Source organism: Streptomyces sp. NPDC085946, assembly GCF_044540485.1.
Classification (GTDB): Bacteria; Actinomycetota; Actinomycetes; order Streptomycetales; family Streptomycetaceae; genus Streptomyces.
This window is the reverse complement of sequence record NZ_JBITSF010000005.1, coordinates 96,865-114,250: the sequence shown is the minus strand read 5'-3', so window position 1 is coordinate 114,250 and position 17,386 is coordinate 96,865. Positions and strand designations below refer to the sequence as shown.

The window sequence follows — 17,386 nt, the reverse complement described above, 5'->3', positions numbered from 1 at the left end:
GCGTCAGACGTCCAGCTGGTCGGCGACCGCGCGCAGCAGGCCGGCGATCTTCTTGCCGGAGGCCCGCTCCGGGTAGCGGCCCTTCTCCAGCATGGGCGTGATGTTCTCCAGCAGGGTCGTCAGGTCCTGGACGATGGAGGCCAGCTCGTCGGGCTTCTTGCGCTGCGCGGCGGCGACCGACGGGGTCGGGTCCAGCACGGTCAGGGAGAGCGCCTGGTCGCCGCGCTGCCCGGCGACGACGCCGAACTCGACGCGCTGGCCCGGCTTGAGCGTCTCGACTCCGGCGGGGAGGACCGAGGAATGCACGAAGACGTCGCCGCCGTCGTCGCGGGAGAGAAAGCCGAAGCCCTTCTCGCTGTTGAACCACTTGACCTTGCCGGTAGGCACGTCTGTCCTCGTCCTCGTACTCGTCGGAAAACTGCTTCTGGAAACGGCTCTTGATAGCACTGGGGCGGGCCGTTCCGACCCGCCGGTTCCAAGGCTAATGGTCCACAGGCCGGTGACAAGACGTCACCGGCTTGTTCCTTCGCGCTGGGAACTACCCTGGTGGGGTGCGTGACAAAACCCAAACGAATTCCGCCGCGCCCGGTGACCGCCTGGTCCGTGCCGGTGCCGTCGTCTTCTTCATCGGTGCGGTGGCCACTCTGGTCACGGTGGCCCCGCTGTTCCTCGGAACGACGCCCTTTCCCACGTACATGTTCGGATTGAGCATGCTCATGGCGGTGGGATTCCTGATGGCCGGCGCGGGCGTGCTCCGTTCCGTCGCGGCCGGACGGCGTCAGGCCCGCGCCGGGCGATAGGGCGCGCGCCCGGGGTGGTCCGAGAACCACCCCGGGAATTCCGTCAGGGCGGGGAGGACGACGTCCGCGCCGGCCGCGCGCAGTTCCTCGGCCGGGCAGGGGCCGGTGGCCACCGCGACCGACAGCGCGCCGGCCGCCCGGGCACCGCGCACGTCCCCCACGTGGTCGCCGACGTAGACCGTGGCGCCGTACTCGCGCAGCGCCTCCGCCTTCTGCTCGGCCCACAGGTCGCCGATCACGGCGTCGGGCTCGATGCCGAGGTGGGCCAGGTGCAGCTTGGCGTTCGGCTCGTACTTGGCCGTGACGACGATCGCGCGTCCCCCGGCCTCCCGCACGGCCTCGACCGCCTCGCGGGCGCCGGGCAGCGCGGGCGTGGCGGTCACGGCGATCGCCGGGTACATCGCGCGGTACAGGTCGGCCGTCGCCTCGACCTCCGCGGCGGGGAACCAGTGCGCGAGCTCCTCCACCAGGGGCGGACCGAGCCGCGTCACCGCCAGGTCGGCGTCGATGTACGTCCCCGTCCGCTCGGACAGCGCCAGGTAGCAGGCGCGGATGCCGGGGCGGGAGTCGATGAGGGTCATGTCGAGGTCGAACCCGACGGTCGGCGCGGGCGCGGTCGTGGAGGCCATGGGGGCCATTGTGCCCAGGCGGCCCGGCCCGCGGGCAGCGCCCCGGGCGGCCTACCCGCGCCGCTGCGACCGCCACACCAGGAACAGCGCCGACGCCACGGCCGCGCCCCGCACCACCCACGGCCACGTCTCGGCGAGCGCGTCGTTCATGTGCCCCGCGGCGACGGGGTCGCCCCAGCGGCCCTCCGTACGGCCCCACAGCCACACCAGGCCGGCGGCGGCCGCCAGCCCCGGCAGCACCATGACGGCCAGTTTCGTCTCCGCCTGGGTCAGCCGGCGCGAGGTGTAGGCCAGGGCCCAGCCGACCAGCAGGGCGAACCAGTTCCCGAGCGCGGCACCGACGACGAGCAGCCCGGCGGCGACCAGCAGCAGGGGATTGCGCCGGCCGCCGGCGGGCAGCCGCGGCAGGCGGCGCCGGGCCGCCGGGGGCGCCGCGGCCTCCGGCTCCTCCTCGACGGCGGCCGGCGCGGCCTTCCCCACGGCCGCCGTCCGCCGCCCGTCCTGCGCCGCGGTCCTCGACGGCGGCGGCTTGAGCAGCTCCGGGATCTCCACCCCGCCCACGAAGCCGGGCACCTCGTCGCCGACGCCGAACGGGCTGCTGTCCACCCGCCACCAGTCCGGCTGCGTGGCACCGTCCCCGAGCTCGTGGGCGCTCGCCAGGTGCGGCGGGGCCGGGACGCCGGCGGCGGGGTCCGGCTCGCCGGCGGGCCGCGCCGGGCGGGGCCGCGGCACGACACGCCGCAGGACGCCCCGGGCGCCCTCGCCGGGCTCCCGCGGCTCGCGGTCGCGCTGCACGGGGACGGCGGCGGGCGCGGCGACCGGGGAACCGGCGCCGCCGGTCTCCCCGGCCGCCGCGGCGACCACCTCGTCGGGCGTGCCGATGCGGTGCAGGATGCGGCGGACGGCGGCGGGACTGTCCACGGGCGTCCTCGCCCGGCGCCGGTCGATCTCGTCGCGCAGGTCCGCGACCAGGCGCATGCGCGCGGCCGACGGCAGCTGCCGCTGCTGCGCCACGTCGCCGACGCGGCTCAGATACTCGTAGACGACCTGGTCGCTCTCGATCCCCACGAAGTCCCCTCCGGGGCAGGTGCATGCGCTGAAGGCGTGCGACGACGGTACCGCGTCCCCGGGGGTGCCCGCGGCGCGTCGCGCCCCGCCCGCCCGGACCGGCGGGGACCGGGGGCGCGACCCCGGGCTCACCGGTACGCGGACGGCCCGGCCGCCGGAGGCGACCCGCTACCGTTGACCGGATGAGCACCGAGGAGACGACCGCGGCCCCCCGTTCCCTCGCGGAAGCGCTCCGCGCCCGCGACGACCGCTCCCTGGCCGCCCTCCTGCGCAGCCGTCCCGACCTCATCACGCCCGTCCCCACCGACCTCACCCAGCTCGCCACCCGCGCCGCCACCCGGGCCTCGGTGGTCCGCGCCCTGGAGCGCCTGGACCGGTTCGCGCTCCAGACGGCGGAGGCCCTGGCCGTGGCGGCGGACCCGGCGTCCTACGACGACCTGCTCGGTCTCATGGCCGGCGACGACCGGGACCCGGCCGTCGTCGCCGCCCTGCCGCACGCCCTCGGCACCCTGCGCGAACAGGCCCTGGTGTGGGGCGGCGACGACCGGCTGCGGCTGGTGCGCACCGCGCGGGAACTGCTCGCGCCCTCCCCGCAGCACCCGTCCCCGACGGGCCTCGGGCCCACCGTCCAGGAGGCCGCCGCCGGCATGTCCCCGGGACGGATCCAGGAGATCGTCGCCACCGCCGGGCTGCCCTCGACGCACGACGCGGTCTCCGCCGTGGCCGCCCTGACCGCGCTGTTCACCGACCGCGGGCGGATGGCCGCGCTGCTCGCCGCCGCCCCCGCCGACTCCCTCGACGTCCTGGAGCGCCTGGTGTGGGGGCCGCCGTACGGGCAGGTCACCCCGGACCCGGCGGCGCGGCTGCGCTGGCTGCTGGACCGCGGGCTGCTGCTGCCGACCGCGCCCGGGACGGTCGTCCTGCCGCGCGAGGTGGCGCTGCACCTGCGGCGCGGGCGCGCGCACCGGGCGCCCGAGCCGGTGCCGCCGCCCGTCGAGACCGCGGCCGGCCACAGTCCCCGGGTGGTGGACGCCACCGCGGCCGGCCAGGCGCTGACGGCGCTGGCGACCGTCGAGGAGCTGCTGAAGGACTGGGACGAGGGCGGCCCGGCCGTGCTGCGGGCCGGCGGGCTGAGCCTGCGGGACCTGAAGCGGACCGCGGTCGCCCTGGACGTGTCCGAGCCGGTCGCCGCGTTCTGGGCCGAACTGGCGTACGCGGCCGGGCTGGTCGCCTCCGACGGCGAGGCGGACGAGCGGTACGCGGCGACCCCCGCCTACGACGAGTGGCGCGAGCTGCCCGCCGCCGAGCGCTGGGCGCGGCTGGCCACGGCGTGGCTCACCGCCACCCGGACGGCCGGGCTGGTCGGCGGGCGGGACGCCAAGGACCGCACGCTGTCGGCGCTGGGGCCGGGCCTGGACCGGTCGGCGGCGCCCGAGGTGCGCCACCGGGTGCTGGCGCTGCTGGCGGGGCTGCCGCAGGGCGCGGCGCCCTCCGCCGACTCCGTGCTGGCCCGGCTGCGGTGGGAGCGGCCCTCGCGCGGGCCGCAGAAGGACGACGACCTGCGCGGCCGGCTCGCCCGGTGGGCGCTGTCCGAGGCGGAGCTGCTGGGGATCACCGGCCGGGGCGCGCTGTCCGGGCACGGGCGGGCGCTGCTCGGCGCGCCCGCGCCGAAGGCGCCGGAGACCGGCCCGGCCGACACCGCCGGTCCCGGCGACAAGCTCCCCGTCCACCACCGGCCCGCGCCGCCGCTCGCGCCCCTCTCCCCCGCCGAGCAGGCCACGGCCTCCGCCACCGCCGCCCGGCTCCTCGCGCCCCTCCTGCCCGAACCGCTGGACCACGTCCTGCTCCAGGCGGACCTGACCGCGGTGGCCCCGGGCCCGCTCCGGCGGCCGCTCGCCGACGTGCTCGGCGTGCTCGCGGACGTGGAGTCCAAGGGCGGCGCCACCGTCTACCGGTTCACGCCCGGCTCGGTGCGCCGGGCCCTGGACACCGGGCGGACCGCCGCCGACCTGCACGCCTTCCTGGCCGCGCACTCCCGTACGCCGGTGCCGCAGCCGCTGGCGTACCTGATCGACGACGTGGCCCGCCGGCACGGGCACCTGCGGGTGGGCGCGGCCTCGGCCTACGTGCGCTGCGACGACGACGCCGTGCTGAGCGAGATCCTCGCCGACAAGCGGGCCGCCGGGCTCGGGCTGCGGCGCCTCGCGCCGACCGTGCTCGCCGCGCAGACCGGCCCGGCCGCCCTGCTGGAGGGGCTGCGGGCGATGGGGTTCGCGCCGGCCGCCGAGTCGGCGGAGGGCGACGTGCTGATCGCCCGGGCGCAGGCGCACCGCACCCCGCCGCGGACGGCTCCCGAGCCGGTGCCCGACGGGCCGCCGGTCCCCGACGACACCCTGCTCGCCGCCGCGATCCGCGCCGTCCGGGCCGGTGACCTGGCCTCCACCGCCCCGCGCAGACAGCCGGAGGACGGCGCCGCGGCGGGCGGCGAACTGCCGCGCACCTCCCCGGCGGAGACCCTCGCGACCGTGCAGGCCGCCGTCCTGACCGGCGAGGCCGTGTGGATCGGGTACGTCAACGCCGAGGGCGCCGCCAGCCGGCGCGTCATCGCCCCGGTCCGCGTGGAGGGCGGCTTCGTGACGGCGTACGACCACACCGCGGACGAGGTCCGCACCTATCCGCTGCACCGGATCACGGGGGTCGCGGAGCTCGCCGACGGCGACCACTGAGCCACCGGGCGCCACCGGGCGGACGGACCGGGCGCCCCGCACGCCCCGGGGCCCGCGCGGGATCACCCGTGCGGGCGTACGCCGGGATTCATGCACGCCACGCCGGACACGTCCCACCCATGGGCGACCTTGCCCGGCGTGCCGCATCGCGCCGCGTGTCGGCGGGCAGCCACCGGGTGTCCTGATCAGGCCCGGACGCCCCACGGGGATCCGGGCGCGCACCAGAGAGGAAGTCCCCCATGCGTGCTGCCCGTCGTGTGGCCGCCGTCCTGACCGCCACCGCCCTGATGCTCGGCGCGTTCGCCGCCGAGGCGGCGGCGGTCGGGATCGACATCGCCGGGTTCGTCCTGGAGACGCCCCAGATCTGACGCGTCCCCGCACCCGCGGGCCGGCCCCGGCGTCCCCGGGCCGGCCCGCCGCGGTCCTCCCCTCCCCCCACGTTCGTGAAAGGCCCCCGACCCGATGCGTTCCAAACTTCCCGAACACGCCCGCAGCGCCGTCGCCGTCTCCGCCGCCGCGCTGGTGACCGCCGCCGCGCTCGTCACGGCGCTCGCGCCCGAGGCCTCGGCGGCGCCGTCCCCGCTGCCGCTGCCCCTGCCGGCCGCGGCGCCCGAGTCCCTGGTCACCGAGGGCCTCACCATCGAGGGCCCGCTGATCAACAACGTCGCTCTGCCCACGCTGCGGTAGCCCGGCGGGCGCGGTAGCTGTCCCCGTCGATCCGCACGGTCTCGGCGTGGTGGGCCAGCCGGTCCACCATCGCCGGGACGGCGGGACCGGCGAAGACCTCCTCCCAGTGCTCCGGCGGGCGGTCGCCGGTCACCAGCAGGGAGGCCCGCTCGTAGCGGTGGGCGACCAGCCGGAAGAACAGCCGGGAGGCGTCCGCGTCGAACGGCACGTAGCCGACCTCGTCGACGATCAGCAGCGCGCAGGCGTCCAGCGCGGCCAGTTCCCCGGCGAGCCGGCCCGCCGCGTCCGCCTCGGCCAGCCGGGCGGCCCACTCGGCGGCGGTCGCGAACAGCACCCGGTACCCGGCCTCGCAGGCGCGCACGCCGATGCCGGTGGCGAGGTGCGTCTTGCCGGTGCCGGGCGGGCCGACCAGGACGGCGTTGCGGCGCGCGGCGACGAAGTCCAGCTTGCCGAGCCGGGCGACGGCCTCCCGGTCGAAGACGCGGGGGTGGCCGGCGTCGAACTCCTCCAGCAGCTTGCGGGAGGGGAACCCGGCCGCCCGGATCCGCTCCTCGCCGCCCTCGTCGGCCGGGGACGGCTCCGCCGGGCCGGGGAGAGGGCCGGTGGCCGGGGAGGGGGCCTGGGCGGTGGCCGGGGAGAGGGTCCGGGGGGTGACCGGGGAGGGGATCCGGGCGGTCGCCTGGGAGGGGGGCTCGGCGGTCACCTGGGCGGGGATCCGGGCGGGGACGGAGGAGGGGACCGGGGAGGGGGCCTGGGAGGGGGCCTGGGCGGCGGCCGGCTCGGGGTGGGGGCCGGCCGCCGCAGTCCCGGGGTCGTGTCCCGCCCGGACAGGCGCGTGTCCGTCCCGCACCAGCATCGGACCCGACATGTACGCCAGGATCGCCGCCGACACGATGAAGGCCATGTGGATCACGGTGCCCCACAGCAGGGAGTGCCGGGAGGTGTGCTCCACGTCCACGAACATCTGGAGCAGGTGCACGGAGGAGATGCCCACGATCGCGGTGGCCAGCTTCACCTTCAGCACGTTGGGGTTGACGTGCGAGAGCCATTCGGGCTGGTCGCGGTGGCCCTGGAGGCCGATGCGCGACACGAACGTCTCGTAGCCGCCGACGATCACCATGATCAGCAGGTTGGCGATCATCACGACGTCGACCAGCTTGAGCACGGCGAGCATCACGTACGTCTCCGTGGCCCGGCCGGTCACGCACCGGAGGATTAACGTCCATAGTTCGTAGAAGAATTTGTAGACGTACACGCCCTGCACGGCCACCAGGCCGAAGTACAGCGGCGCCTGGAGCCACCGGGTGGCGAACAGGGCGTAGCCGAGCGTGGCGGTGGGCGGGGAGGGCGTTCCTGCGGAAGGCTGCACGTCCGCCATTCTTCGGAGGGAACCGCCGTCCGGCTCAACCGGCGCCACCCGCAGGGATGAATAGAGATCCTGTACGACGGGTGGCGCACGCCACCGCGCTTACCCGGGCGATCGGGCACACTGGACGTTTGGCCGCGTCGTCTGGCCGCACGAAAGGGTGCCGCGCGTGAATGGTCCGCTCATCGTCCAGTCCGACAAGACCCTGCTCCTGGAGGTCGATCACGAGCAGGCCGGCGACTGCCGCCGGGCCATCGCGCCGTTCGCCGAGCTGGAGCGGGCGCCGGAGCACATCCACACCTACCGGGTGACCCCGCTGGGCCTGTGGAACGCGCGCGCCGCGGGCCACGACGCCGAGCAGGTCGTCGACGCGCTGGTGCAGTACAGCCGCTACCCGGTGCCGCACGCGCTGCTCGTCGACATCGCCGAGACGATGGACCGCTACGGACGGCTGACCCTCAGCAAGCACCCGGCGCACGGCCTGGTCCTGACCACCACCGACCGGCCGGTGCTGGAGGAGGTCCTGAAGTCCAAGCGGATCACCCCGCTGGTCGGCGCCCGCATCGACGCGGACACCGTCGCCGTGCACCCCTCCGAGCGCGGGCAGATCAAGCAGACGCTGCTGAAGCTGGGCTGGCCCGCGGAGGACCTCGCCGGGTACGTCGACGGCGAGGCGCACCCGATCGAGCTGCGCGAGGACGGCTGGGCGCTGCGGCCGTACCAGAAGCAGGCCGTGGAGAACTTCTGGCACGGCGGGTCCGGGGTCGTGGTGCTGCCCTGCGGCGCCGGGAAGACGCTGGTCGGCGCCGGGTCGATGGCGCAGGCCAAGTCGACCACCCTGATCCTCGTCACCAACACCGTCTCGGCCCGGCAGTGGAAGCACGAGCTGGTGAAGCGGACCACGCTGACCGAGGACGAGATCGGCGAGTACAGCGGGACGAAGAAGGAGATCCGGCCCGTCACCATCGCCACCTACCAGGTGCTGACGACCAGGCGGAAGGGGGTCTACCCCCACCTGGAGCTGTTCGACTCCCGGGACTGGGGGCTGATCGTCTACGACGAGGTGCACCTGCTGCCCGCCCCCGTCTTCAAGTTCACCGCCGACCTCCAGGCGCGCCGCCGCCTCGGCCTGACCGCGACGCTGGTCCGCGAGGACGGCCGCGAGTCGGACGTGTTCTCCCTCATCGGCCCCAAGCGGTTCGACGCGCCGTGGAAGGAGATCGAGGCGCAGGGCTACATCGCGCCCGCCGACTGCGTGGAGGTCCGGGTCAACCTGACCGACTCCGAGCGGCTCGCGTACGCCACCGCCGAGGCGGAGGAGAAGTACCGCTTCTGCGCGACGACCCAGACCAAGCGGAAGGTCACCGAGGCGATCGTCCGCCGCTTCGCCGGGCAGCAGGTCCTCGTCATCGGCCAGTACATCGACCAGCTCGACGAGCTCGGCGAGCACCTGGGCGCCCCGGTGATCAAGGGCGAGACGTCCAACGCCCAGCGCGAGAAGCTCTTCGACGCGTTCCGCGAGGGCGAGATCAACGTGCTGGTGGTCTCCAAGGTCGCGAACTTCTCGATCGACCTGCCGGAGGCGACGGTCGCCGTCCAGGTGTCGGGCACGTTCGGCTCGCGCCAGGAGGAGGCCCAGCGCCTCGGCCGGGTGCTGCGCCCCAAGGCCGACGGGCACCAGGCGCACTTCTACTCGGTGGTGGCCCGGGACACCATCGACCAGGACTTCGCCGCCCACCGGCAGCGCTTCCTGGCGGAGCAGGGGTACGCGTACCGGATCATGGACGCGGACGAGCTCCTGGCCGGGAGCTGACGGGCTCCCGGTCCCGGCCGACGGGCCGGTTCACCTGCGGCGGACGCCGGCCTCCTCGCCGTACTCGCCGAGGACGACCACGTCGAAGGCGGCGCCCGCGAACACCCTGACGGCGCGCAGGACGTCACCGAGCAGGTGGCGCCGGCCGCCGGTCACGGGCGTGGCGCCGGACGGGCGGCCCGGTGCCGGGGCGGGGAAGACGGTTGCTGCGCTCATGCCTCCAGTGTGCGAGTGCGGGTCCCGCGCGGGCATCGGTCTGCGGACGGAACCCGCTCCCCCGTCCCGTACGCCCGCGGACGGACCGGCGCCCCTCAGGACGGAGGGCGGCGTCCCTCGGGGCCCCCGGGGGGCGGGAGGCGGAAACGCGGTGGCCCGCGCCCGTCGCGCTCGCCTAGAATCTCCGCTCTTGCCCGCCTCCCCCCGGAGTGCCGCCGCCCGGACGGAAACCGGTCGGCATCCGCAGCCGCCACCCACCGTGCGGCCGTCCACGCAGCAGGTCTTCACGCAGCAGGTCATCCGGAGGCACCCCCTTGTCCACGCCCGGCCCCACGCCCGTCGACGATCCCCTCGCCCGTGAGCGCGCGCACCTCGCCGCGTCCCGGGCCGCCCTGCGCGTGATGCGCGAGGACGCCGAGTCCCTCGACATCCGCGACGTCACCGCGAACTGGGTGAACGCCCAGGTGCTGGCGCGCCAGATCGAGGAGCGGATCAAGTCCCTGGCCGACCTCGCCGGCACCCCGCTGTTCTTCGGCCGGCTCGACTACCTGCACCCGCCGGGCGCCGAACGGGCCGAGGGGGCGGAGGGGGAGCGCTTCTACATCGGGCGGCGGCACGTGCACGACGCCGAGGGCGACCCGATGGTGATCGACTGGCGCGCGCCGGTGTCGCAGCCGTTCTACCGGGCGTCCGGGAAGGACCCCATGGACGTCGCGCTGCGCCGCCGCTTCGGCTACACCGGCGGCGAGCTGACGGCGTACGAGGACGAGCGCCTCTCCGACCCCGCCGAGCCGGCGAGGACCAGCCGGCTGCTCCAGCAGGAGATCGAGCGCCCGCGCGTCGGCCCGATGCGGGACATCGTGGCCACCATCCAGCCGGAGCAGGACGAGATCGTGCGGTCCGGGCTGGGCGGGACCGTGTGCGTGCAGGGCGGCCCCGGCACCGGGAAGACCGCCGTCGGCCTGCACCGGGTGGCGTACCTGCTGTACGCCCACCGGGAGCGGCTGGCCCGCAGCGGCACCCTGGTGATCGGGCCGAACCGGTCCTTCCTGCAGTACATCGAGCAGGTGCTGCCCGCGCTGGGCGAGCTGACCGTGCAGCAGGCCACGGTGGACGACCTGGTCGCGCACGTGGAGGTGCGGGGCGCGGACGACGCGGCGGCGGCGGTCGTCAAGGGCGACGCGCGGATGGCGCAGGTGCTGCGCCGGGCCCTGTACGCCCACGTGACCCTGCCCACCGAGCCGGTCGTGGTGGTGCGCGGCTCGCGGCGCTGGCGGGTTCCGGCGTACGAACTGGAGGAGATCGTCCGGGAGTTGCTGGACCGGGACATCCGCTACGGCGCCGCCCGGGAGGCCCTGCCGCAGCGCATCGCGCACGCCGTGCTGGTGCAGATGGAGCGGGCGGGCGAGGCGCCCGACGACCGGGTGCAGGACGCGGTGGCCCGCACCAGCGCGGTGAAGGCGGCCGTGAAGGCCGTGTGGCCGGCGGTCGACCCGGCGAAGCTCGTGCTGCGGCTGCTGTCCGACGCGGACTTCCTGGCCGGGCACGCGGAGGGGATCCTCACCGCGGACGAGCAGAAGGCCGTCCTGTGGACGAGGCCCGCGCGGTCGGTGAGGTCGGCGAAGTGGTCGCCGGCGGACGCGGTGCTGATCGACGAGGCCGCCGACCTGATCCAGCGCACGCCCTCCCTCGGGCACGTCGTCCTCGACGAGGCGCAGGACCTCTCCCCCATGCAGTACCGGGCGGTGGGCCGCCGCTGCACCACGGGCTCGGCGACCGTCCTCGGCGACCTGGCCCAGGGCACCACGCCGTGGGCCACCCGGAGCTGGCGGGAGGCGCTGGCCCACCTGGGCAAGCAGGACGCGGTGGTCGAGGAGCTGACGGCCGGCTTCCGCGTCCCGGCGGACGTCATCGCCTACGCCTCCCGCCTCCTGCCGCACATCGCCCCGGGCCTCGCCCCGGTCGAGTCGGTCCGCGAGAACCCCGGCTCCTTCGAGATCCGCGCGGTCGCCTCGGCCGCCGACGTGGTCGACGCCTGCCGGGAGTCGCTGCGCCACGAGGGCTCGGTCGGCCTGATCGCCGCCGACGCCCGGGTCCCGGAACTCGCCGGGGCGCTCACCGCGGCGGGCGTCGGCTACCTCGGCCCCGGCGAGGAGACCACCCCCGGCACCCGCCTGACCCTGGTCCCGGCGTCCCTGGCCAAGGGCCTGGAGTACGACTACGTGGTCCTGGACGAGCCCCGCGCCGTGGTCGACGCCGAGCCCGACGAGCGCACCGGCCTGCGCCGCCTGTACGTGTGCCTGACCCGGGCGGTCTCGGGCCTCCTGGTCACCCACACGGCCCCCCTGCCGGAGCAGCTCGCCTGACCGGCCGGGGCGAGGTCCCGCGCCCGGCCCGCCGGCGCGTCCCGGTCCCCTGCCGCACGGGACCGGGCCCGCGTACGCACCCGTCCGGCGACGGCAGCCGCGCCGCGCACCGCCCGGCACGGGAAGCGGCGCGGCGGCCCCCCGGCTCACGGGCCGGTCCGGTCCGGTCCGCCCGTGCCGGAGGAGGCCGGTCGGCGGGGAAGCCCGGCCGGGCGGCCCCGCCGCCCCGTCCCGCACCCACCCGGCCAGCACGGAGAGCACCACAGCGGCCCCTGGCTCACAGGCGCCGCCGCAGCCCGCCGGGCTCTGGCGGTGTCCGACCGCTTACCGGGCCCAGGCGGTGTCCGAGCGCCTGCCAGGCTCAGGCGGCGTCCGGGACCGCCCGCCGGACTCAGGCAGCGCCCGACCGCCCGCCGGACTCAGACGGTGTCCGAGCGCCCGCCGAGCTCAGGCGACGTCCGATACCACTCACCGGTCTCAGGCAGCGCCCGACCGCCCGCCGGACTCACGCAGCGCCCGACCGCCCGCCGAGCTCAGGCAGCGTCCGGTACCGCCCGTCGGGATCACACGGCATCGGGACCGCCCACCGGGCTCAGGCGGTGTCCGCCCCGCACCGGACTCACACGGCATCCGGTACCGCCCGCCGGACCCGCACGGCATCCAGGCCCCCCACCGGACTCACACGGCATCCAGGCCCGCCCGCCAGGCTCACGCGGCATCCGGGACCGCCCGCCGGACTCAGGCCGCGTCCAGTGCCTCCCGCCACTCGGCGACCGCCTCCGTCGACACCGGTCCCGACCAGCCGTGGGGGCGGGCTGCGCCGCCGATGTGGAAGCCGTCGATGCCGGCCTCCAGCAGGGTCGGGACGTGGTCGAGGCGGAGGCCGCCGCCGACCAGGAGCTGCTGCTCGTAGCCGGGGTCGCCGCGCCGGCCGGCCTCGGCGAGCAGGGTGGGGAGGCCGTCGTCGACGCCTCCGGCCGCCCCCGCGGTGAGGTACGTGTCGAGGCCGGGCAGCCCGTCGAGCTGCTTGCGCAGGGCGTCGCGGTCGGCGGCCCGGTCGATGGCCCGGTGGAAGGTCCACGGGCAGCCCTCCAGGGCGTCGACGACCCGCTCGACCGCGTCGAGGTCCACCGCGCCGTGCACGTCGAGGAACCCGAGCACGAACTCCTCGGCCCCGGCCCGGCGCAGTTCGCCCACGGCGCGCACCAGCCGGCCGACGTCCTCGGCGGCTCCGGCCGCGAAACCGTCCGCGAGCCGCAGCATCACCCGCAGGGGGATGTCCACGGCCTCGCGGATCCCGGCGACGGTCCCGGCCGACGGGGTGAGCCCGTCGGCCGCCATGTCGGTGACCAGTTCGAGGCGGTCCGCGCCTCCGGCCCGGGCGGCGACCGCGTCCTCGACGTCGAGGGCGATCACCTCCAGGACTGCACGCTTGCTCATGGGACCCCATTCATCGACGGTGAGACGGCGGCTACAGGTCTAGTCCAATCCCAGCCTACGCCCCCGGCCCCGCCGGATCCCCCTCACCCGAAGATGTTCAGCTCGCTCTCCCGCGCCCCGGCCAGCTCGTAGGACGCCCCGTCCACGGACCGGCCCGCGCAGAGCCGGACGAGGGTCGGGCCGTCCCCGATGTACCGGGCGGGCGGCCGGTCCCCCGCGAAGTCGCCCAGCCGCAGCGGCTCGTCGGCGTCGTCGAGGTCGGCGTGCAGCGGCAGGAGGCCCCGCTCGCGGGTGACCCGGGCGAGGAGGGCGAGCGCGTGCGGCAGCCCGTCGCCCGCGTACGCCCCGGGCTCCCCCCACGCCTCGCGCACGTCCCCGGCGTGCACCCACTCGCCCAGCGCGATCCCGTCCAGCGCCCCGCCCGCCGCGGCGATCACGGGCCCGGCCGCGGTCATCCCGCGTTCCAGCTCGTCGACGATCCGCCCGTTCGCCAGACCGGCCCGCTCGGCGATGTCCCTGTCGTTCGCGGCGGGCGAGAACACCCCTTCCTCGTACCGCTGTTCCACCACCCGGGTGAGCGCGGCCGCGCAGTGCGCCACCACGTCCCGCACCGTCCAGCCCGGACACGCGGCGACCGGCCGCGCGAAGTCCGCGTCGGACCGGGCCCGCAGCAGGGGGACCAGCGCGTCCCGCTCCACGGCCAGCAGCCGGCCGGGCAGTTCGGGGTCTCGTACGTCGTGCACATCCGCTGGAGTCGTCATGCCCTCCACGCTAGGGGCCCCGCGCCCGGCCGGGGGAGAACACCGGCGGCGGATCCGGGGAGAATGGGCGCATGGCCGATCTCGACGCCCTGCGCGCCCGTTTCGTCCGCTCGCTGGTGGCGGCCCGGGGCGGGCCGTTCCCCGGCGCGGGACCCGCCGACCGCCCCGACCCGGCGCCGTACGCCGACGCCCTGCTGGCCCGCTGGCAGGAGCCGCAGCGCCGCTACCACACGCTCGCCCACCTCACGGCGGTCCTCGACCGCGTCGACGTCCTGGAGGGGTACGCGGCCGACCCGGACGTGGTGCGCCTGGCCGCCTGGTTCCACGACGCCGTCTACCTGCCCGACCGCTCCGAGAACGAGGAGCGCTCGGCGCGGCTGGCCGAACGCGCGCTGCCCGAGGCCGGGCTGTCCGCGCGGAAGACGGCCGAGGTGGCCCGCCTGGTCCGCCTCACCGTCACCCACGACCCGGCCGGCGACGACCCGGACGGCCAGGTCCTGTGCGACGCCGACCTCGCGGTCCTGGCCTCGCCGCCGTCGGCGTACGCCGCCTACACCGCCGCCGTCCGCGAGGAGTACCACTTCGTGCCGAACGACGCCTTCCGGGCGGGCCGCGCCGCGGTCCTGCGCCAGTTGCTGGACCTGCCCGCGCTGTTCCGCACGCCCCACGGCCGCGAGCACTGGGAGGCGACCGCCCGCTACAACCTGCGCGCCGAGCTGGAAATGCTGTCGACCTGACGCGGCCCGCCCCCTAGCCTCGCCGTATGCATGCTGTGGGCGCGGATCAGGTGGACGAGGCGGTCGCGGACTGCGTGGCGCTGCTCGGGACGGTCGTGGACCGGGACTGGCAGGCGGCACGGGCCGGCCGGCTGGAGTGGAGCTGCCACGAGACGGCGGTGCACATCGCGAGCGACCTCGTCTCCTACGCCGGGCAGCTCGCGGGCCGCGCCCAGGACGGCTACGTCCCCTTCGACATCACCCTCGACGAGGGCACCGGCAACGCGGGCCTGCTGGACGTGATCCGCACGACCGGCGCCCTGCTCGCCGCCGCGGTCCGCACCGCCCCGCCCGGGGCCCGGGCGTTCCACCCGTACCCGTTCCGCAGCGCCGACCGCGAGGGCTTCGCCGCGATGGGCGTGGCCGAGGTGCTGCTCCACACCCACGACATCGCCGAGGGCCTGGGCGTGCCCCACGAACCGCCGGCCGGCCTGTGCTCCTTCGTGCTGACCCGGCTCTTCCCGCACGTCCGGCCCGGGCCCACCCCCTGGCCGACCCTGCTGTGGGCCACCGGCCGCGGCGAGCTGCCCGGCCGCGCGCCCGTCACCGCGTGGCGCTGGTGCAACGCCCCGGTGCTCCCCACCGACCGCCTCGTCCTCCAGAGCGTCACCCCGGCGGCCGCCATGGAGCTCGCGGCGGGCGACGACGGCGGCTTCACCTGGGTCGAGGGCGGCCCGGTCGAGGGGACCCGGATGGGCTCGACGCTGGTGGTGAAGCAGTACGAGGAGGGCGTGCTGCGCCCCGAGTGGGGCATGTACGCGCTGGTGCGCCGCGAGGACGGCCGGGCGGTCGGCGCGATGGGCTTCCACGGCATCCCGGACGAGGACGGCCGGGTCGAGGTCGGCTACGACCTCGTGCCGGGCGCCCGCGGCCGGGGCTACGCCACCGAGGCGCTGCGCGCGCTGTCGGCGTGGGCGCTGGCGCAGGACGGCGTCACGGCCGTCCTGGCCGTCGTCGAGCGGTCCAACGTGCCGTCGCAGAACGTGGTCGCGCGCGCCGGGTTCACCCGGGTGGCCGACGACGAGGAGCAGTTCCTCTACGAACTGCGCACGCCCTGGGGCTGACCGCGCCGCTTCGGCCGGCGCAGCCCGGCCTCGTGCAGCAGCCGCACCACCTCGCGGCTGCCGACCTCCACCGCCCCGGCGCGCACCGCGTCGGCGTAGCGCTGCTCGGGCAGGTCGTAGTGGTCGCGGTCGAAGGCCCGCCGGGGCACGCCCAGTCCGGCGGCGAACGCGTGCAGTTCGTCGTAGGAGACGTCGCTGACCAGGTGGGACCACAGCCGCCCGTGGCCGGGCCAGGTCGGCGGGTCGATGTAGATCGTCACCGGTGCCTCACGACGCGGGTCCGCCGAGGACCGCGTCCAGCGCCCCCACCGCCGCGACCTTCACGCCCGACTTGTGGCACACCCAGTGCGGATCCGGGCCGAGTTCGGGCTCGACGTCCAGCGCGTGCGGGTCGCCCGAGCCGCACACCGGGCACAGCGGCCAGCGGCCCTTGCGCTCCAGCAGGGCGTCCTGCACGTCCTGGGCGACCAGCCCGGCGACGTACTCCGCGCCCTCCGGCCACTGTTCGACCCACCAGCGCCGCTGCGCGACGGACTCCTCGACCAGGGACACCACGTCCGCCTCGGCGACCTCGCGCGCGACCAGGTCGGCGAGTACCAGGGCGCGTGCGGCGTGCAACGCCTGCTCCAGAGGGCTCACGGGGCTGCCGGTGTGTTCCATGCACCCCATTGTGCGCACTCTTGACCGGGACGCCGACCCGAAAATAGCTTTCAGGTGTGACCCGGCACGTGAAGGAAAGTTTCCCGGCCGCGCGCGGCGGCCCCGGCGGAGCCGGTGGCGCACCGCCCGCGCCCGCCGCCCTGGCGGCCAAGGTCCGCACGCTGGCGCCGTCGATGACCCGTTCCATGCAGCGGGTCGCCGAGGCCGTCGCGGGCGACCCGGCCGGCTGCGCGGCCCTCACCGTCACCGGTCTGGCCGAGCGCACCGGCACCAGCGAGGCGACCGTCGTGCGCACCGCCCGCCTGCTCGGCTATCCGGGTTACCGGGACCTGCGCCTGGCCCTCGCCGGACTCGCCGCCCAGCAGCAGTCCGGCCGCGCGCCCGCCCTCACCACCGACATCGCGGTGGACGACCCGATCGCCGACGTCGTGGCGAAGCTGGCCCACGACGAGCAGCAGACCCTCGCCGACACCGCCGCCGGACTCGACACCGTCCAGCTCGGCGCGGCCGTCGCCGCGGTGGCCGCCGCCCGCCGCACCGACGTGTACGGCATCGGAGCGTCCGGCCTGGTCGCCCAGGACCTCACGCAGAAGCTGCTGCGCATCGGGCTCGTCGCGCACGCCCCCGGCGACCCGCACCTCGCCGTCACGAACGCCGTGCAGCTCCGGCCGGGTGACGTCGCCGTCGCCATCACGCACTCCGGCTCGACCGGCGACGTCATCGAGCCGCTGCGGGTGGCCTTCGAGCGCGGCGCGACCACGGTGGCGGTCACCGGCCGCCCCGACGGCCCGGTCACCCAGTACGCCGACCACGTCCTGACCACCTCCACCGCCCGGGAGAGCGAGCTGCGTCCGGCCGCGATGTCGTCCCGCACCAGCCAACTGCTGGTCGTGGACTGCCTGTTCGTGGGGGTGACGCAGCGCACCTACGACACGGCGGGGCCCGCCCTGTCCGCGTCGTACGAGGCGCTGGCGCACCGCCACCGCCCGCGCGGCACGACGCGCCGCTAGCCCG

General features: G+C 76.1%; 18 protein-coding genes. 9 read left to right on the top strand and 9 right to left on the bottom strand.

All coding sequences use genetic code 11. The annotated features are described in order from the left end of the window. Window positions 1-3 precede the first annotated feature (3 nt). Complete coding sequence (locus ACIF8T_RS12780) at window positions 4-387, bottom strand: cold-shock protein (RefSeq protein WP_400034152.1); 384 nt, start codon at window positions 385-387, stop codon at window positions 4-6. A gap of 164 nt (window positions 388-551) precedes the next feature. Between ACIF8T_RS12780 and ACIF8T_RS12775 the strand changes: the two genes are divergently transcribed. Continuing rightward, window positions 552-800: a hypothetical protein gene (locus ACIF8T_RS12775; protein ID WP_039932946.1), complete on the top strand. Its 249-nt coding sequence runs from the start codon at window positions 552-554 to the stop codon at window positions 798-800. On the opposite strand, the gene ACIF8T_RS12770 is transcribed toward ACIF8T_RS12775, so the two are convergent. Then, the gene (locus tag ACIF8T_RS12770; RefSeq protein WP_400034150.1) at window positions 779-1,438 is read right to left on the bottom strand and encodes an HAD family hydrolase; all 660 of its coding nucleotides are present in this window, start codon (window positions 1,436-1,438) and stop codon (window positions 779-781) included. The two genes, ACIF8T_RS12775 and ACIF8T_RS12770, sit on opposite strands and share 22 nt — an antisense overlap. Window positions 1,439-1,480: 42 nt before the next feature. Then, the gene (locus ACIF8T_RS12765) at window positions 1,481-2,497 is read right to left on the bottom strand and encodes a hypothetical protein (protein WP_400034148.1); all 1,017 of its coding nucleotides are present in this window, start codon (window positions 2,495-2,497) and stop codon (window positions 1,481-1,483) included. A 182-nt stretch (window positions 2,498-2,679) separates the two neighbouring features. On the opposite strand from ACIF8T_RS12765, the gene ACIF8T_RS12760 reads away from it, so the two are divergent. The 3 genes from ACIF8T_RS12760 (at window position 2,680) to ACIF8T_RS12750 (ending at window position 5,910) form a co-directional block, all read left to right on the top strand. Continuing rightward, window positions 2,680-5,223 carry a helicase-associated domain-containing protein gene (locus tag ACIF8T_RS12760; RefSeq protein ID WP_400034146.1) on the top strand — a complete coding sequence of 848 codons (2,544 nt, stop codon included), beginning with the start codon at window positions 2,680-2,682 and terminating at the stop codon, window positions 5,221-5,223. 239 nt (window positions 5,224-5,462) lie between these two features. Next, window positions 5,463-5,591, top strand: a complete 129-nt coding sequence (locus ACIF8T_RS12755; protein ID WP_400034144.1) for a hypothetical protein — start codon at window positions 5,463-5,465, stop codon at window positions 5,589-5,591. Window positions 5,592-5,685: 94 nt separating this feature from the next. After that, window positions 5,686-5,910 (top strand): hypothetical protein, encoded by a 225-nt coding sequence (locus ACIF8T_RS12750; RefSeq protein ID WP_400034142.1) that lies wholly within the window; start codon window positions 5,686-5,688, stop codon window positions 5,908-5,910. Here the strand turns inward: ACIF8T_RS12750 and istB are convergent. Continuing rightward, window positions 5,879-7,288 (bottom strand): IS21-like element helper ATPase IstB, encoded by a 1,410-nt coding sequence (gene istB, locus ACIF8T_RS12745; RefSeq protein ID WP_400034140.1) that lies wholly within the window; start codon window positions 7,286-7,288, stop codon window positions 5,879-5,881. The two genes, ACIF8T_RS12750 and istB, sit on opposite strands and share 32 nt — an antisense overlap. A gap of 157 nt (window positions 7,289-7,445) precedes the next feature. On the opposite strand from istB, the gene ACIF8T_RS12740 reads away from it, so the two are divergent. Continuing rightward, window positions 7,446-9,089, top strand: coding sequence for a DNA repair helicase XPB (locus ACIF8T_RS12740; RefSeq protein ID WP_400034138.1), 1,644 nt, complete (start codon window positions 7,446-7,448; stop codon window positions 9,087-9,089). Window positions 9,090-9,119: 30 nt separating this feature from the next. On the opposite strand, the gene ACIF8T_RS12735 is transcribed toward ACIF8T_RS12740, so the two are convergent. Next, a complete protein-coding gene (locus ACIF8T_RS12735) occupies window positions 9,120-9,305 on the bottom strand; it encodes a hypothetical protein (RefSeq protein WP_400034136.1) in 186 nt (61 codons plus the stop codon). A 314-nt stretch (window positions 9,306-9,619) separates the two neighbouring features. On the opposite strand from ACIF8T_RS12735, the gene ACIF8T_RS12730 reads away from it, so the two are divergent. Further along, window positions 9,620-11,671 carry a HelD family protein gene (locus ACIF8T_RS12730; protein WP_400034134.1) on the top strand — a complete coding sequence of 684 codons (2,052 nt, stop codon included), beginning with the start codon at window positions 9,620-9,622 and terminating at the stop codon, window positions 11,669-11,671. Between the two features lie 738 nt (window positions 11,672-12,409). Here ACIF8T_RS12730 and ACIF8T_RS12725 read toward each other — a convergent pair. Both ACIF8T_RS12725 and ACIF8T_RS12720 read right to left on the bottom strand, forming a co-directional pair. Continuing rightward, window positions 12,410-13,111 carry a copper homeostasis protein CutC gene (locus ACIF8T_RS12725; RefSeq protein ID WP_400034132.1) on the bottom strand — a complete coding sequence of 234 codons (702 nt, stop codon included), beginning with the start codon at window positions 13,109-13,111 and terminating at the stop codon, window positions 12,410-12,412. A gap of 83 nt (window positions 13,112-13,194) precedes the next feature. Next, a complete protein-coding gene (locus ACIF8T_RS12720; RefSeq protein WP_400034130.1) occupies window positions 13,195-13,872 on the bottom strand; it encodes a maleylpyruvate isomerase family mycothiol-dependent enzyme in 678 nt (225 codons plus the stop codon). Between the two features lie 71 nt (window positions 13,873-13,943). On the opposite strand from ACIF8T_RS12720, the gene ACIF8T_RS12715 reads away from it, so the two are divergent. Together ACIF8T_RS12715 and ACIF8T_RS12710 are read left to right on the top strand one after the other, a co-directional pair. Next, complete coding sequence (locus ACIF8T_RS12715; protein WP_400034128.1) at window positions 13,944-14,609, top strand: hypothetical protein; 666 nt, start codon at window positions 13,944-13,946, stop codon at window positions 14,607-14,609. A 50-nt stretch (window positions 14,610-14,659) separates the two neighbouring features. After that, complete coding sequence (locus ACIF8T_RS12710; RefSeq protein WP_400034711.1) at window positions 14,660-15,712, top strand: GNAT family N-acetyltransferase; 1,053 nt, start codon at window positions 14,660-14,662, stop codon at window positions 15,710-15,712. Here the strand turns inward: ACIF8T_RS12710 and ACIF8T_RS12705 are convergent. After that, on the bottom strand, window positions 15,685-15,972 hold the full coding sequence (locus ACIF8T_RS12705) for a DUF4031 domain-containing protein (RefSeq protein WP_400034126.1): 288 nt from the start codon (window positions 15,970-15,972) through the stop codon (window positions 15,685-15,687). The genes ACIF8T_RS12710 and ACIF8T_RS12705 overlap by 28 nt on opposite strands. A gap of 7 nt (window positions 15,973-15,979) precedes the next feature. Beyond that, entirely contained in the window at window positions 15,980-16,372 is a 393-nt protein-coding gene (locus ACIF8T_RS12700; RefSeq protein WP_400034124.1) for a hypothetical protein, read from the bottom strand. 56 nt (window positions 16,373-16,428) lie between these two features. Between ACIF8T_RS12700 and ACIF8T_RS12695 the strand changes: the two genes are divergently transcribed. Further along, window positions 16,429-17,382 carry a MurR/RpiR family transcriptional regulator gene (locus ACIF8T_RS12695; RefSeq protein ID WP_400034122.1) on the top strand — a complete coding sequence of 318 codons (954 nt, stop codon included), beginning with the start codon at window positions 16,429-16,431 and terminating at the stop codon, window positions 17,380-17,382. The last annotated feature ends 4 nt before the right edge of the window (window positions 17,383-17,386 follow it).

Bases quoted from the DNA above. Each gene is read 5' to 3' on its own strand.
- ACIF8T_RS12770 (WP_400034150.1), bottom strand. From the start codon at position 1,438: ATGGCCCCCATGGCCTCCACGACCGCGCCCGCGCCGACCGTCGGGTTC.
- ACIF8T_RS12760 (WP_400034146.1), top strand. From the start codon at position 2,680: ATGAGCACCGAGGAGACGACCGCGGCCCCCCGTTCCCTCGCGGAAGCG.
- ACIF8T_RS12755 (WP_400034144.1), top strand. From the start codon at position 5,463: ATGCGTGCTGCCCGTCGTGTGGCCGCCGTCCTGACCGCCACCGCCCTG.
- ACIF8T_RS12750 (WP_400034142.1), top strand. From the start codon at position 5,686: ATGCGTTCCAAACTTCCCGAACACGCCCGCAGCGCCGTCGCCGTCTCC.
- istB (WP_400034140.1), bottom strand. From the start codon at position 7,288: ATGGCGGACGTGCAGCCTTCCGCAGGAACGCCCTCCCCGCCCACCGCC.
- ACIF8T_RS12735 (WP_400034136.1), bottom strand. From the start codon at position 9,305: ATGAGCGCAGCAACCGTCTTCCCCGCCCCGGCACCGGGCCGCCCGTCC.
- ACIF8T_RS12725 (WP_400034132.1), bottom strand. From the start codon at position 13,111: ATGAGCAAGCGTGCAGTCCTGGAGGTGATCGCCCTCGACGTCGAGGAC.
- ACIF8T_RS12720 (WP_400034130.1), bottom strand. From the start codon at position 13,872: ATGACGACTCCAGCGGATGTGCACGACGTACGAGACCCCGAACTGCCC.
- ACIF8T_RS12715 (WP_400034128.1), top strand. From the start codon at position 13,944: ATGGCCGATCTCGACGCCCTGCGCGCCCGTTTCGTCCGCTCGCTGGTG.
- ACIF8T_RS12700 (WP_400034124.1), bottom strand. From the start codon at position 16,372: ATGGAACACACCGGCAGCCCCGTGAGCCCTCTGGAGCAGGCGTTGCAC.